The sequence below is a fragment of the Candidatus Curculioniphilus buchneri endosymbiont of Curculio glandium genome, assembly GCF_964275155.1.
GTDB lineage: Bacteria > Pseudomonadota > Gammaproteobacteria > Enterobacterales > Enterobacteriaceae > Curculioniphilus > Curculioniphilus buchneri.
Window position 1 is genome coordinate 1098014 of the sequence record NZ_OZ193413.1, and the last position, 17421, is coordinate 1115434.

The window sequence follows — 17421 nt, forward strand, 5'->3', positions numbered from 1 at the left end:
ATAATTGTCTATTTTAAAATATTAAATAATTTTTTTAATCGATTGCTCATGCATCTGTCTAATGCCTTACTTTTGCCTTACTTTTAGTAGTCAAGTGATTATTTAAATATAACGATATATTATGTGCATCAAAGTTTATGAAATCGATCGATCAAGTGTATAGTTTGAATAGTAGGTCGAACGAATCATAATATTTATAATATTAGTCATTAAATTAATGTTAATTAATACATAACTAAATAACTTGACTAATACAACAGTTTCTAAGATGTATGATTACATTAGTTTCTAACATGTATGATTACATTGTTTTTATAGTATAATGATCTTATGGTCTAAAATTAAGGTGTGCTGAAGCCAATATATCAACGAACTATTGGGAATTCATCTCACATTTATGCGCTAATACCTATAACATTATTTAAATAATCTAATTATTAATAGTAATGAAATTAACTGATATCTATGAAAGCACAAGATTCAGTACAACCTATGATTTCCATAAGCTCCTGATATATTATATGAGTCCAATATAATTGAATATTATGATTAGTTAGATTTTCTCAGAGAGAGATATAATAATATTAATCAGATTACAATTACCATAATTCATTTTAACTACGTCTAATCATTATCTATGATTATAGACTGTATATCCTTTTTGAAAATTAAGCAAGGATAACCGTAAATGATATAGTTCTATTTTTTACTTGTTAAACTGTAGTTTAATATTTATTTAATATTATGAAAAAATTTAAATAAAGACGTTACTCATATTCTCTGAATATCAATCTTATATTGCATTACATTTAAGATATATAATTTTCAATTACGAATAGATATCCTTGAAATAATACTATTCAGAATACATCGTTACCTTTAAAAGATAATGATCAGCTAAATTTCGTAGGATAAGGACAAAAATAAACATTTTTTATTATCTCAAAAAGATAAAATTGTTGATATTAATAAATTTTATAGAACAGAACAATTCATCTTGACAAAGTAGTTACTTTCCTCTCTATGTTAAGATTGTCTCTTCCTTGTACTTATACGAGTAGTAGTTGCAAGCATTAACCATCTTGATGTATTATAATCTTGAGCAAGATATACGCTACTAATATGCGCTTCAAAAATTCTTAGATTGGAAATAACAGACGAATTAATAGCTCTTACCAAATTGCTAGTTCATTCTCTATAGGAGAAAGAGTATGCACATTAGTTTCAAAAGGCGAGCATCTAAATACTGTGTAGTACATGTAACTAATATGCATTACCGATTTCAAAATTGCTTTCATAGCATCAAGCTGCTGCACTACCAAAAACATTTTTACTGTTTGAAGTAATGTACTTTAGCGCAAGGATCTTTTTGCTAACAATATGCTAAATATACTATTAGTCGGTGGAACTTTTAGTATTAGTATTAGTATTGACACTGTAATAGTGATGTTATGGTGATATATTTGGTGCTAAAATATTCGCCATGACTGATTCAATGAAAAAATACAAGCATTAATAACACTTGATGCTGATATCGCAATAAATTATCATAATAAAGATTTTTATCAGAGGTTAAATTTTTAACTGACGGAAAAATTTCTAATGTTATTGTTGATTTCATCCTTATGTCACTATAAAATAGTTGCTATCAATGGAAAAATCATTCAAATTTGTGGTATTTAACAAGGATCGGTTAAAAATTTGAATTTGATGCCTTTAATGAAAACCTAATACATACTGGACCTACTTTTTTCTTTATGTTTATGTTTATGGAGAATCGGAATAATGCAGAAAAAAGCTATAATAGCCAATGAATTACAGCAGTAGATTTGGTCTGTATTCACAGAAGGCATAATTAAATAACTGATTGATAGAACATTTAAGTCAAACAATGTTGCAGATATACCCCAGATTAATGGAACAGCAATTTAATAGAACAGCAATCATATTGAAAACGTATGTTAATGTATTAATGCATTAATGCTTGAGTTCTGAGTTCCTTATCATATGCTACTATAGTTTGATGGTTGCAAGCACAATGTGCTAATCAAGATATATTAAATTAATGTATTTAAGTTACAACACACATATAATCAGATTTACGATATATATCGTGTTACTAAATAAAATAAACAATAAAAATAAAAATACTGCTAAATTGAAGAAAAAACTGACTCTATTTCCCGCACGAAAAATACAAATATGAGCTTATCCTATAAACTAAACGATCATTTTTAATGAAATCAAGCGCAGATATTTCAAATGAGCTACATGTTAGTAGACAAATTAAACATTTGAATATAATGCTCATTAATTTATAAATAAATATAAAAATTAGATTATAAATGATAATTACTCTATATTATCTCTACTAAATGTAGAATGTATGCTGTAATATTGCTCGCATTATGGGTATTTTAATAGTGCAATAATACTAATTATTAAAAATACTATGCTTGGTAAAATTGCTCCAAAAACAGGCGATATATTATATATTAGGCTTAATGGTTCTAAAAATTTATCTAATATATGAAAAAAAAACCCCAAAATAATACCAATAACAACTTTGACTCCTATAGATACACCACGAAGCGGACCTAAAATAAATGATAATGCCATTAATAACATGACTGTTGTTGATAGTGGTAAAAAAATTTTACTCCACATATTCAGCTGATAATTTTTAATTTCTTGTCCATTTTGTTGTAGATAATCAATATAATTATATAACTTTAAAATAGACAATGAATTTGGATCTAATACGATAAGATTAAGTCTATCCGGCGTTAGAGTAGTCTTCCATTCATCGCTTAAGATTTCCTGAGTAGTAATTTGATTAATATCAGTTAAATATGATATGTTTACTTGTGATAGTTTCCAGCTATAATTACTAAAATTAGCCGTAGCGGCATAGCATAGAAACTGTAAGCGCTCTTCTTTATCAAAATGATAAATATTTATTCCAATTAATTTAGTATTACTTAATATTTTTTCAATAAAAACAAAATTATTACCATCTTTAACCCACAATCCATTTTGTGTAGGAAACATTGAAGTTCCATAGGTCATCTTAGTACGATAAGTATAAGCTAATTTTTCGCTTATTGGTACTATCCATTCTCCAATAATCATAATCAAAAATACTAGAGGAATTACAGTTTTCATAACTGAACCAGCGATTTGAAAACGGCTTAAACCAGATGTTTGCATAATTATAAGTTCACTATAATTTGTCAACGAACTTAAGCCCAATAGCGCACCTAATAGCACTATCATTGGAAAAAATTGTTCAATGTCTTTTGGTATACTAAGAAAAGTAAATAGACTAGCCCCTAGTACTGAATAACTACCTTGATCTACTTTACGCAGCTGTTCAACAAACTTAATCATGCCTGAAAGTAATATTAAAACAAAGGATGTCACCATAATAGAGCTTAGGATATGTTTACCAACATAGCGATCTAATATGCTCAACACTAGTACACTCCTTTGTTATTATTTAATAGTATTATCACATTGCTCTCTCACGCAATCTTCTAACCGGTGTACAATCCCATACAACAAGCGCTAGTGCTATAGCTAAATATATTATATTAGTTGCCCACATCCACAGCATCGGATCTATTTTTCCTTTGACGCCATTAGAACGTAATGAAGTTTGAATTAAAAAGAACATTAGATATAATAGCATCGCAGGAAATATATTCTGTATTTTATTTTGATACACATTCATTAATGATAACGGCACTACTAAAATTGACATGATTAGTATTGACAGGATGAGTGTCAAACGCCAATGTAATTCAGCACGTGCTTCCATTTCCTGTGAACACCATAACTGATATATTGTCATTTGTCCTACATTAGGCTTATGTGCTGTAAATGTCTGACGTTTAATAATCACTTGATATTGATCGAAATCGGTGATTCGAAAATTACGTGATATTGAAGTACCTTCATAACAAGTACCTTTATACAACTTAATCAAATTCGATCCATCTGATAGTAAGGTTATATGACCACAATTTGCTGTTATCACTGATACTGGTATATTGTTCTTTGGTTCTAATTTTGCTAAGAAAATATGCTGAAATTCTTTACCGTTACCTTTAATATTTTTAATAAACAATACTGAATTTCCATTATCTATTGATTTAAATCGACCTTGTACTAAAGTTATAACTTTAGGATTAGATTTAATTTTTACAATTAAAATTTCTTGATGATACAATGACCAAGGAATCAACCAGTTAATATTTACTGCTGAACATACCATAGTAATTATACTCAATATCAGCGCTGCATTTATGAGAACACCTTTACCTAAGCCACAAGAATATATCGCTAAAATTTCATTTTTAGTATGCATATGGTTCAAACTAAGCAATATTCCTAAGAATAAACTAATAGGAAAAATAATCTGAGCTATTTCTGGAAGACCTAACAAAAGTAGAGATAATACTAAATTTATCGGTATAGTCCCATCCACTGCAATATTCAAAATACGTACTAATTTTTGACAGAAGAAAACAGAAAATAGTATAATTACACTGGCGCATTGGTTTTTAAATGTTTCTATAACTAAGTATCTCGTAATGATCACACTTTTTCCTGTAAAAACTTATTATTTAAAATAAAATAAATACTTTCATTGCTAATGAATCATTCATTACTATCAAAAAAACTATTTTCATTTTCAGATAAAGTACGATAACTTTATATGTTTAGTAAAATTAAATTAAATCATACAATGTTTTAATTAAAATTATTAATTAATATACGTCTTTTTATTTTTTATAGAAATGTATATAATATGAATAAAAGTATAACCATATGAAAAAATAATACATTTTATTATTTACTCTCATCCACTATTCAAAATTTAGGAAAACATATGGAATTTAGCATACAAAGCAGTAGCCCAGAGAAACAACGTAATGTTTGTATTATCGCTGGAGTATTCGAATCGAGATGCCTGTCCCCTGTTGCTAATCAGCTAGATAAAATCAGCGATGGGTATATCAGTGTCTTAATACATCGTGGTGAATTAGAAGGTAAAGTGGGACAAACACTGTTATTACAGCATGTTCCTAACATGTCATCAGTACGTATTTTACTTATTGGTTGTGGTAAAGAATATGAATTTGATGAACGACAATATAAGCGTGTGATAAAAAAAGTAGTTAATAAGCTAAACGACACAGGATCTACAGAAGCAGTTTGTTTTTTAACTGAATTGCCTGTTAAAGGGCATAACACCTATTGGAAAGTACGCCAAGCAGTAGAAGCATCTCAAGATGCTCTTTACATTTTTGATCGACTAAAAAGCAAAGTGCCCGAACTATATAGACCATTACGTAAAATGATTTTTAACGTACATGAACCTCAAGAGCTAACTAGTGGAAACAATGCAATCCAGCATGGCCTAGCCATTTCTTCAGGTATAAAAACTTCTAAAGATCTTAGTAACATGCCACCTAATATTTGCAATGCTTCCTATTTATCCACACAAGTACGTGAACTGGTTGATAGTTATAGAAAAACTACAAAAATACAGATTATAGGTGAAAAAGAAATGCAAAAGCTTGGAATGCATGCCTATTTGGCTGTCGGTCGAGCTTCAACGAATGAATCTTTAATGTCTATTATTCAATACCAAGGTGATCCTGATATCGAGGCACAACCAATTGTTTTAGTTGGTAAAGGATTAACTTTCGATTCTGGAGGAATATCTATTAAATCTTCTGATAGCATGGATGAAATGAAATATGACATGTGCGGAGCGGCTACGGTATATGGTGTGATGCGTGTCGCAATGGAGCTTCATTTACCATTAAATATTATCGGTGTACTTGCTGGCTGTGAAAATATGATTAACGGCCATGGACTTCGGCCAGGCGATATCTTAACAACTCTGTCTGGACAAACAGTGGAAATACTAAATACTGATGCTGAAGGTCGTCTAGTTTTATGTGATGTCTTAACATATGTAGAACGTTTTTCTCCAAAACTGGTCATTGATGTAGCAACCTTAACAGGCGCTTGTGTAATTGCGTTAGGACATCATCTTACTGGGCTTATATCAAATGATAATTCTTTAGCACATGAATTACTTAGAGCTGCTACACAGGCTGGAGATCGTGCTTGGCATTTGCCGATTGATGATGAGTTTCAAGAGCAATTAGATTCAAATTTTGCTGATATGACGAATCTCGGCGGTCGGCCTGGAGGGACAATAACTGCTGGATGTTTCCTATCACGTTTTACTCATAAATACCCTTGGGCACATTTAGATATCGCAGGTACCGCTTGGCGTTCTGGAAAAGACAAGGGCGCAACTGGTCGTCCAGTGGCAATGTTATCGCAATTTTTACTCAATCGTTCTGGATTGAGTAATGATAAATAATGTAATAATAGGAAAGCTGGAAAATATATGAATATTTATCATATATCAGGGCAAATTATTTAAAAGAATTATGTCTTTTGTATTGTCTTTATTAATAAATAATAATGATGAAAAATGTAACCTTTTATTTAATTAAATCGCATACTGTGAATGATAGTTCAACTCTCATAGAGGAGCTTGTCTGTGATTTAACTGCCAGAGAATGGCGAAAGGGAAAATTTATACTAATTTCTTGTCAAGATAATGACCAGGCTTATCGATTAGATAAAAAACTTTGGAAATACAATCCAGATGCTTTCATACCTCATAATCTTTCAGGAGAAGGCCCTGTATGCGGGCGCCTGTAGAATTATGTTGGCCTCAGCGTCGCAACAACATGCCACGAGATCTCCTTATCAGTTTGTTGCCAGTTTATGCAGATTTTACCTCTTCTTTTCGTGAAGTGATAGATTTTGTACCAAATGAACGTAAATTAAAACAATTAGCACGCGATCGATATAAAATGTACTGTAATGTCGGTCTTCAATTAACTATGATTATCCCGACCTCGATGAAATGATAAATAATGTAAAATGGAAAAAACATATAATCCTAAGGATATTGAACAATCCTTATATGCACATTGGGAAAAACAAGGCTACTTTAAGCCGAATGACAATAGCAAACAAGATAGCTATTGCATTATGATACCGCCTCCTAACATTACTGGATGTTTGCATATGGGCCATGCTTTTCAACAAACTATTATAGATATTTTAATTCGTTATCACCGTATGCAATATAAAAACACTTTTTGTCAAGTAGGTATGGATCACGCTGGTATTGCGACTCAAATGGTTGTCGAATATAAGCTTAATGCTGAAGAAGGGAAAACACGGTATGATTATAGCCGTAAAGAGTTTATTGAAAAAATATGGCAATGGAAATTGAAATCTTCTAGTACCATTGCGAATCAAATGCGTCGACTTGGTAGTTCTATAGACTGGGAAAGCGAACGATTTACCATGGATAAAACTTTTTCTAATGCAGTAAAAGAAGCCTTTGTACGCTTGTATCAAAATAACTTGATTTACCGAGGTAAACGTTTAGTTAATTGGGACCTTAACTTGCGCACTGCAATTTCAGACTTAGAAGTGAAACATCGTACATCCAAAGGATCAATGTGGTACTTACGCTATCCTTTAGCTGATGACATATGCACGACTGAAGGGTTAAATTATCTAGTTATAGCAACTACACGACCGGAAACTATGCTTGGTGATACTGGCATAGCAGTAAATATGGATGATCCACGTTATCGTGACCTTATTGGTCGGTTTGTTTTTTCACCGTTAGTCAATCGTCGTATTCCTATTATTGGAGATAAAAATGCTAGCATAGAGAAGGGTACTGGCTGTGTAAAAGTTACACCAGCACATGATTTTGACGACTATGAGATAGGAAAACGTCATGGATTACCAATGATTAATATTTTAACTTTAGATGGAAAAATTCGTCAAGAATTAGAGATATTTGACACTAATGGCAAGATTTGTAATGCTTTTTCTAGCATGATACCGTCAGCTTTCCAAGGCTTAGAACGTTTTGCTGCTCGTTCAGCTATTGTTAAGGAACTTAAACGTTTAGGTCTGCTTGTAAAAATTAAAATTCACAACTTAAATATTCCCTATAGTGATCGAAGCAATATTATTGTTGAACCAATGCTTACTGACCAGTGGTACATGCGCACTACGCTTTTGTCAAAAGTTGCTATAGAAGCCGTAGAACACGATAAAATTCAGTTTATTCCTCGACAGTACACAAATATGTATTTTAACTGGATGCACAATATTCAAGATTGGTGTATTTCTCGACAATTATGGTGGGGTCACCGTATTCCAGCCTGGTATGATGTTTCAGGAAAAATTTATGTAGGCTTGAGTGAATCTAAAGTACGACAACAATATCGAATAAGAGATAATGTGGAACTATATCAGGATAATGATGTACTTGATACTTGGTTTTCATCTGGATTATGGACTTTTGCTGCCTTAGGTTGGCCAGAAAACACCAAAAAGCTCCAAACTTTTCATCCTACTAATGTAGTAGTAAGTGGATTTGACATCATTTTCTTTTGGATTGCACGTATGATTATGCTAACAATGTATTTTATTAAAGATAGTCATGATACATCACAAGTGCCTTTTAAAATTGTTTACATGACTGGACTCATCCGCGATGAAACAGGACAAAAAATGTCTAAATCTAAGGGTAATATTATTGATCCTATTGATATGATTGATGGAATTTCACTATCCGACTTACTGAAAAAACGTACTGAAAATATGATGCAACCTCAATTAGCAGAAACAATCCGAAAACGTACTGAAAAACAGTTTCCAAATGGGATTGAATCACATGGTGCTGATGCTCTGCGTTTTACGCTGGCAGCATTAGCTTCTAGTGGTCGTGATATCAATTGGGATATGCAACGGTTAAAGGGATATCGTAATTTTTGCAATAAACTCTGGAATGCTAGTCGATTTGTATCGATGAATATTAAATGTCAAGATAATGTCTTAAAAAATAATGAAAAAGTAGTTTTATCTCCATTAAATCGTTGGATTTTAGCGGAGTTTAATCAAACTATTAAAGCTTTTCGAGAGTCATTAGATAACTATCGTTTTGATTTAGCAACTAGTATTGCATACGAATTTACTTGGAATCAATTCTGTGACTGGTATCTAGAGTTCACTAAGTTAGTTATGAAAAATAACAGTAATGAAATTGAATTATATTCAACTCGGAATATGATGATGACGATCTTAGAAGCACTGTTACGTTTATTACATCCAATTATTCCATTTATTACAGAAACTATTTGGAAAAAAATAACACTCTTGGATAATAATCAAGAAATGAGCATTTTGCTTCAAACATTTCCTACTTATAATGTAAGGGATGAAGACCCCGATGCTTGCAAAATATTAACATGGATTAAGCAATTAATTGTCGCTATTCGTGTTATGTTCACTGAAATCAATATTAAAAAAAATAGAAAACAATATATATCTATTTTTCTTCGCAATGTTTCCCCAGAAGTAGAACGTTTAATTAATAATAACCTCAATTGTATTCTTATATTAGCTCAACTTAATAAAATTACTTTACTTCCACCAGGAAATCAAGGTCCAGCATCTATTACTAAAACTATTCATGGTGCTGAGTTGTTAATTCCAATATCAGAAGACTTAGTTAATAAAAAGGTTGCATTACAACATTTAACGAAAGAAATAGAACGCGTTGAAAGTGAAATTAATCGCATAACTACTAAGTTTGATAATAAAAATTTTGTTAGCCATGCACCAAAATCGATGGTAGAAAAAGAATTAAATAAAATGAAAAACTATCAAAAATTTAGGCAAAAGTTACTAGAACAAAAAAGTGTGATTTCTAATTGTCATAGATCGATCAATAATTTAGATAAAGTTAACAGTATTAGTTAATATACTACATTTTAGTACATAATGTTATGTATTTAAGAGATACATTAATTAACCGTTCATGTACTCACTCACATACATTACATTAGCCTAACACGTTGCTAAACGTACATTGTTGTTATATATGTTATGTAAATGATGGATGAAATATTAAAGAAATGCTTTACTATCATTAAAATAATTGACCATAATTTCATATATAAATATAAAAAAATCATTATTTTGCATAATTTGTCCTCGTTAATTTAAATAATGTTTGGTGCTGTTTAATTATTTTAAATTGTATAAATATGTACTATCATACAGATAGTTATGACAATCTAAATCCTCCCATTTCTATTAGTTGGAATAACGAAATTAACATGACAATGCAACTTTGTTAAATCACATTTTTATAATTATATTTAAGGTGGTATTTTAAATATAAAATTTATCAAATCTTATATTCACTTTACATTGAGTGTGAAATAACATTTCAACAATAGCTAATTTATTTTAAATGTAAATTCGTCATTTTATTATACGATTTCATCGTGAGTCACAATTAACCATAAATATTAATAGATGTCTTTAATTAATAAAATGTATGTTTTTAAAATAATACTTAATGAATAGACATTCAAAACACATTATTACTTATGAAGTAAAATTCAATTTATTAATTATAATAATATTATAGATTTTTTAAAAATCAATTTAATTGAATGCATAAAATTTACATTTTTTCTTTTTCTTAAAAATATTTAATTTTATTTTATTAAATATAACCTTAATTCTGACAATTAAATTAATTTAGATTAATATACATAATTGTTATTTTTAGATCAAAATATAATTTTTTTAAAAAAATAAAAATTTTAATAATTTTACTTCCTTCTGAAGAAGAGTCAATGAAAACTAATACCAAAAGAATATATTGGCTAATCATAATGCTTTTTTAGAATTATTAGTAAATTATATATATTTTCAGCCAATCTACTTTTTGACTTCTCTAAAAAACGAGCATGAAAAAGAATCTAGTATACGTGAAATTTGGTTAACTACTGTGTATAGGCTAGATTAGCCAGGCAGTTTTATTAATTATAAAGACAATACATTACAAATCTATAGGAAAAATTTGTTGATTGATAAGTTAGATAACTTAGTAAGTATAAGCATGAATATGATTTTTTTCCAAGTTAAAACCGGATGGAACAGTGCTATATCATGTAGATTTATTGCCATAGTCAGATTTATTAACAGGAATAATTGGTAAATATCCAGGTTATGATCTATTAGATTTTATACTAACAGAGCACACAAGTGAGGTTTAAAAGTACATGCTTGGTTCAATTCATATCGGATTACCATGGATACTAGTCCGGAAACAATCAGGAAATTGAAAAATACTATAAATTTATCGTCAGTTAGTGTTTATGAATTACATTCAGATTAGAATAGACTTTCCGGTGGTCGTTTCGTTCTCGATCCTAGACTATTAAGTGTTCGTCTTTGGATTATTAACGTAGTGATTGAATTTGTTAAAAATTATCTTGTGGATGGTATTCAATTTGACGACTATTTTTATTATGAAACACCCGAATCTCAGCTTGATGATGCTGATTCTTATCAGCGTTATGGACAGAATTTTTTAGATAGGGAAAATTGACAGCAGTATGATACTTTTTTATTAATATAAGAAGTATCAAAGGCTATTAAGTAGTTGATAAAACCAAAAATTACGGTGTTAAGCCTGTTTGGCGAAATGCATCTGATGATTTTTGTTACATAAGGAAATCATCTATGTGTGATTTTGCTTACTTACGTAAGATATCCGATTATGGATAAATCAAGGGCTATTAGATTATATTGTCCTTCAAATATATTGGTCAAATGATACTATCCAATATAGTATATTTTATAGTTAAAACAAAATTATACATCGGTATAGCATTATGTATAGTAGGTATACCATTGAACTGGAAGGCTATAGAAAATGGAGTGTTAGAACTTAAAAGATAACTTGATCTTAATGAATCATTCAGATATTCATGGAACTATTCTTTTTAGTGAATCCTATCCCAGTAAACTGCGGACTATTTCCACAGTAAATTATTTGTTTCAAATTATTTATTTTCATTTAAGATTGTTCTATTTAATATTTTTAAAATTGAAGTAATAATAATATTTATTAATATAAAAATATAATTTTTCATATTCTAATTCATTAAAACCCTATTATTTTCTACTACGCATACTTAAGATTATATATTCATTATTGTTTTAAGTAAATTTAAAATTTTTAAATAGTACATTAGCAGTAATTTTATCTTTAAGTAAAAAACCTTAAGTTTTAAAAAGATCATTGTATTGTAAATACTATTTTAGTATACATTGAATAACTACAAAAATTTTTCATGAGAAATAAAATGATAATGTAAAATTTTTCCCATTAATAAGTCCTAAATGAATTCATAGATTATAATTTATAAAATTAAATAATTTATGTTATATCAATATATACATATTATTTATAAATAATAAATATTAAATAAACGTAAACAATAAAATGTACGCTAAAATTCTATTAAGATAAAAATATTGAATTAATATATATTCTAATATTTTGGAAAAACTATATATTGCTTAATATTAAATATTAATTAGTAAACTACATAGTGTTAGATGTATCACTACTTATATGATGTATCACTACTTATATAGGGATCAAAGCAATTCATTTGTATCAACGTTATCAGAGCTATAAAAAACATACTTTTAATCAAGGTTAGTTAATAAAGAATTATTTTCTGGCATTGAATCAATGTCAATACCAAGTTTAGAGAATGATTTAACTAAAATATCAATTAATTTCATTTGATGCAAAAATTTTTCCAAATGTATCAGCGTTAAAGCTGACGAACCATCACATTTAGCTTTATCTGGTTCAGGATGCGCCTCAACAAATAATCCTGCAATTCCAACAGCCATACCAGCGCGAGCTAATTCGCTTATCTGCTCACGACGTCCTTTAGAAACTTCTCCAAATGGATCACGCATTTGTAATGAATGAGTTACATCAAAAATAACTGGACAGCCGCCGGAAATTTTTTTCATTACATTAAATCCCAATATATCAACTACTAAATTATCATAACCAAAACTACTGCCTCGTTCACAAACAATCAATTGATTGTTACCAACTTTTCGGAATTTATTAATGATATTTCCAACTTGTCCTGGACTGATAAATTGTGGTTTCTTTATATTGATAACTGAACCAGTGCATGCCATAGCATTTATTAGATCCGTTTGTCGTGCTAAAAATGCTGGTAATTGAAGAACATCTACTACATCCACAATAGATTTTATTTGACTAGTTTCGTGCACGTCAGTCATCATTTTAACACCAAATTGTGCTTTTACTTCAGAAAGAATCTTTATGCCTTCATCTAATCCTGGACCACGATAAGAATGACCAGAAGATCGATTTGCTTTATCGAATGAGGCCTTAAATACATATGGAATATTTAACTTATTAGTCACGGTTATATAGTGCTCACATACACGCATTGCTAAATCACGTGATTCTAAAACATTTAAACCTCCAAATAATACAAATGGCCGATCATTTGCTATTTTAATATTACCAATGTTAACGACTAAATGTTTCATATTGTATTGATGCTTAATTTCAACTTATGATAATAACTATCGGATTTATTAATAAAATAAGGCTTCACTTTTTTAATGAAAATAATGAATAAAACCAATAAATTTAAATGTACTTTTGATAAATAATTTTATATTTATTAGAATTAAATTCTATGTTATAGAATATTAAATAATATTAAATTAAAAAATGTTAATTTTATCATCAATAAAATGGTGAATTATCAAATTAGTACTTTATTTGTTGATACAACAATATTCTTCAATCTAAATAAGTAGCAGGATCCCATATGATCCATGAATTTAAAAATAACAAACAATTCTTAACTTAACATATTATAAATAATGACACGTATTTTAAAATATTGATATTTAAATGTTTCATTGAAAAATTTTTATCATTTGTCATAGTCAGAATTTACTATGAATAATGTTCTAATTTACTATTTGTTAACACGTGCTAATATATTATATGCATTAAAACTACTGAGTAAAAATTTTTAATATAGTTAAGATCCTATAAATAAACATCAATTACACTCATTCAGTTACACTCATTCAGTTATTATTCATTCAATGATATATACATATTTTTATTTCTCATATCATGTTGGATATCTGACATATGAAACTTACAGAAATAATATGATAATTAAAATTCAATAAAGAATATAGACAATTAATTAAAAGCTATAATCGTTAGCTTATAGCTCTCTCATATCCTTGTTTAGAATCTTTAATCCATTAATAATATAAATTCATTTTGTTTTAAAATTTCAACGTTAAAATAATTGTACTTTTCCATTTTACAATATATTATTTTCAATAATTTGAATCAACTAGAATTAACAATCTTATTTATCAACAACATTGTCAACTAAATTACTGTTTTTATATTCAAACACATATATAAACATATAGTATTCAATTTTCACTAAAATTGATCAAAGATTTTTAAAGTGTGTCGATAAATATCGAATAACACCTTCTTGTGAAGCTTCCATTGCCTCTTGGCCTTTTTCCCATTGAGCTGGACATACGACTCCATGTTTTTCATGAAACTGTAATGCATCAATCATACGGAGCATTTCATTAATATTTCGACCAAATGGGAGATCATTGACTACCTGATGACGCACAATACCTGATTTGTCAATGAGGAAAGAACCTCGTAATGCAACACCAGAATCAGGATGTTCAATGCCATAACTTTTCATTATATTACGTTTTACGTCTGCTACCATAATATATTGAACTTGGCCAATTCCACCTTTTTCAATTGATGTGAATCGCCATGCATTATGAACAAATTCAGAGTCAAAAGATATCCCAATAATTTCAACTTTACGTTGTTGAAATGCAGTATAGCGATTGTTAAAAGCAATTAATTCTGATGGACACACAAAGGTAAAGTCCATTGGCCAAAAAAAGATAACTGCAAATTTATCGTGAATATAAGATTTTAAATTAAAATTATTAATAATTGTACCGTTTCCCAGAACAGCTGCGGCAGTAAAATCTGGAGCTTGACGAGCGACTAATACCATATCTATTCCTTTTCAACAAAATTTAGATTGACTAACTATATTAAAAAAATATTCTATAACTTTCCGAAAAAAAAGTAAAGTCTAATCTATTTGATAGAATCATTAATGTAATACAGGGTATAAGAAAGATTAATCACAGAGTTTTAATATAAAGAATATTGGTATTGATTAGTAACAATCAGATTAGTTAACTTAACTTTTTATTATAAAAGATACGATTAAAAAATATATGATGAATAAAATTCATTTTTGATGAAGAACAATTGGTTATTTAAATTAGGTGATATTGTTTGACAATTAAATTACAATATTTATTATTAAGATTTATTAATAATTAAAATTATTTTATTTATAAAAGAGTAATACAAACTTAAGATAAACAATCTTAATATACATTCATGATATTATCAGTCAATTTATTATATAACTATTAACATATAGTAAAAATAAATTTACTACATAACTTTTAAGATATGGTGTGAACTATTACAATTAATCGGACTGATTATAAAATATATATTTTAAAAGTATAGTAAATTAACAACTTTAGTTACAAAAATATAAATATAATACGTGTTATACATATATCATTATATAGCTATATATTAGTAATACATAGTCAATTAAAATTAATAAACTGCATTATGAATTAACATTCAAGTATCTTTCATACTAAAAACGTTCTAATTTTTAATTAAATAATTTTCATGTAGTAATTCATGATTACATTTATAAAATAACATATAGTTTCGTTCCTGTTCTCTTCTTAATTTAATTTCGATTCATTATATTGATAATATTAGATAAAATCTGTAGATTTTACACTACATGTATATCTGTACATACTTTTGTTAATTAATAAAGTATTTAATACTATTTTGTATAGTAGATAAATTCTATGAATTTTAGTTCAAAAATTAAGATAATTTATATTATTTTCTAAAAAAATAATGTAACTTATTCTATTTTTAATTAAAAATAATTTAATATGCTATATTAAAACATGATGGTAGAACGCTAGAAATATCGAATATTATTACATTAACTGTAATTATTCTAATAAAATAAATCACATATTATTTGAGACAGTATATTACTGATAATATTTATTATGTATTAAATGTTTAAAGTTAATAGATATACTAAATCTATACACTTCGTAGTATTTTAATAAATTTTATTTCAAAAATTGAAAAAATTTACTAATGAATAAACGTAATACTAATACTTAGATTCAATTAATGACTAAAAGTTTGATCTTACAATCAAAATATAGAATATTTCTATTTATTTGAAAAGAGAACAAGTACGATAATAGATCATATAAGTAAGTATATGATATCTATAATCCTTATATGCAATATAAGGCATTTACAATAAATACTAGCAATCCTATAGATGAGTTTATTATAGAATCAAAAACATTATGCTTTAAATTACGTTATCATATATCTCTTCACTGTAACGCAGTGTAACGACGATCTCATACTATTCAATATACTGATGGCGATTTTCTTTATTTTTTTATGAATCTAAATTTTTCAAAAGAAATGGTTATTTTGGATCTTTTGATCAAGTTATCTTTAATTTTAGGCAATGAAAATTACCTAAAGTACACTCAGACTATGACTATATACTATTAGTACTGCTTGGTGTTACATATAAACTATATTTTTTCCTTAATATAATGAAGAAGAATCTAGGATCTTTGTTGCTAAATTAGAAACAGTAAAATATAAAATATAACTTTTTAAATTAAAACGCATCTTAAGATGCATATATTAAAAATATTTCAAAAATCTTTACAAGCCAATGTGAAAAATAAATTTTATTTAAAAAACTGAACTAGATTAGTTGACAGCAAACAAATTGATAATAGAAATATTTGTTACATAAAAAAAAGAAATAGATATTTCTATCAAAATAATAACAGACCGATAAAATTATTTGTATGATATATGATATGACTATAAATTTTCTATATGAATATCATATAATAAAGGAATTAATAACGATTGACATATTTCATAAAAATAGAACATTAATAATGGTCAACTAAATTTTAGTCTGATGTTTAGTAATAAATAAATGTCCATAGCTAAAAAACTATTTATATAAAATAAAGTGTTATTCGTTAGTCAATATTGATTATTAGTAAATAAATAACACTCCTTATTATATGAGGATCAGTTTAACAAAAATAATTAATAAATAATTAAGGCCGGAATATTAAACGGATGGAAAAGTTATATCAAACTATTGAAAGTAGTGCCTATAATCCTGTGATTTAATCTGCATCTACCATCATAGACTACTGTATATTGTCATGTATTAG

At 28.0% G+C, this 17421-nt stretch carries 7 protein-coding genes and 1 pseudogene; 4 read left to right on the forward strand and 4 right to left on the reverse strand.

The genetic code is table 11. From position 1 onward, the window contains the following. Window positions 1–2406: 2406 nt before the first annotated feature. Both lptG and lptF read right to left on the reverse strand, forming a co-directional pair. A complete protein-coding gene (gene lptG, locus ACICP0_RS03365; RefSeq protein WP_395479904.1) occupies window positions 2407–3477 on the reverse strand; it encodes an LPS export ABC transporter permease LptG in 1071 nt (356 codons plus the stop codon). A gap of 34 nt (window positions 3478–3511) precedes the next feature. Further along, entirely contained in the window at window positions 3512–4603 is a 1092-nt protein-coding gene (lptF, locus tag ACICP0_RS03370; protein ID WP_395479905.1) for an LPS export ABC transporter permease LptF, read from the reverse strand. Between the two features lie 291 nt (window positions 4604–4894). Between lptF and pepA the strand changes: the two genes are divergently transcribed. The 4 genes and pseudogenes from pepA (at window position 4895) to ACICP0_RS03390 (ending at window position 11536) form a co-directional block, all read left to right on the forward strand. Then, the gene (gene pepA, locus ACICP0_RS03375) at window positions 4895–6406 is read left to right on the forward strand and encodes a leucyl aminopeptidase (protein ID WP_395479906.1); all 1512 of its coding nucleotides are present in this window, start codon (window positions 4895–4897) and stop codon (window positions 6404–6406) included. Window positions 6407–6513: 107 nt separating this feature from the next. After that, window positions 6514–6965 (forward strand): annotated as a pseudogene (locus ACICP0_RS03380) (DNA polymerase III subunit chi). Between the two features lie 13 nt (window positions 6966–6978). Then, a complete protein-coding gene (locus ACICP0_RS03385) occupies window positions 6979–9891 on the forward strand; it encodes a valine--tRNA ligase (protein WP_395479907.1) in 2913 nt (970 codons plus the stop codon). Between the two features lie 1504 nt (window positions 9892–11395). Then, the gene (locus ACICP0_RS03390; protein WP_395479908.1) at window positions 11396–11536 is read left to right on the forward strand and encodes a family 10 glycosylhydrolase; all 141 of its coding nucleotides are present in this window, start codon (window positions 11396–11398) and stop codon (window positions 11534–11536) included. A 1109-nt stretch (window positions 11537–12645) separates the two neighbouring features. On the opposite strand, the gene kdsA is transcribed toward ACICP0_RS03390, so the two are convergent. Then, window positions 12646–13542 (reverse strand): 3-deoxy-8-phosphooctulonate synthase, encoded by an 897-nt coding sequence (gene kdsA / locus ACICP0_RS03395; protein WP_395479909.1) that lies wholly within the window; start codon window positions 13540–13542, stop codon window positions 12646–12648. Between the two features lie 941 nt (window positions 13543–14483). Further along, on the reverse strand, window positions 14484–15086 hold the full coding sequence (locus ACICP0_RS03400; RefSeq protein WP_395479910.1) for a peroxiredoxin C: 603 nt from the start codon (window positions 15084–15086) through the stop codon (window positions 14484–14486). Window positions 15087–17421: the final 2335 nt, after the last annotated feature.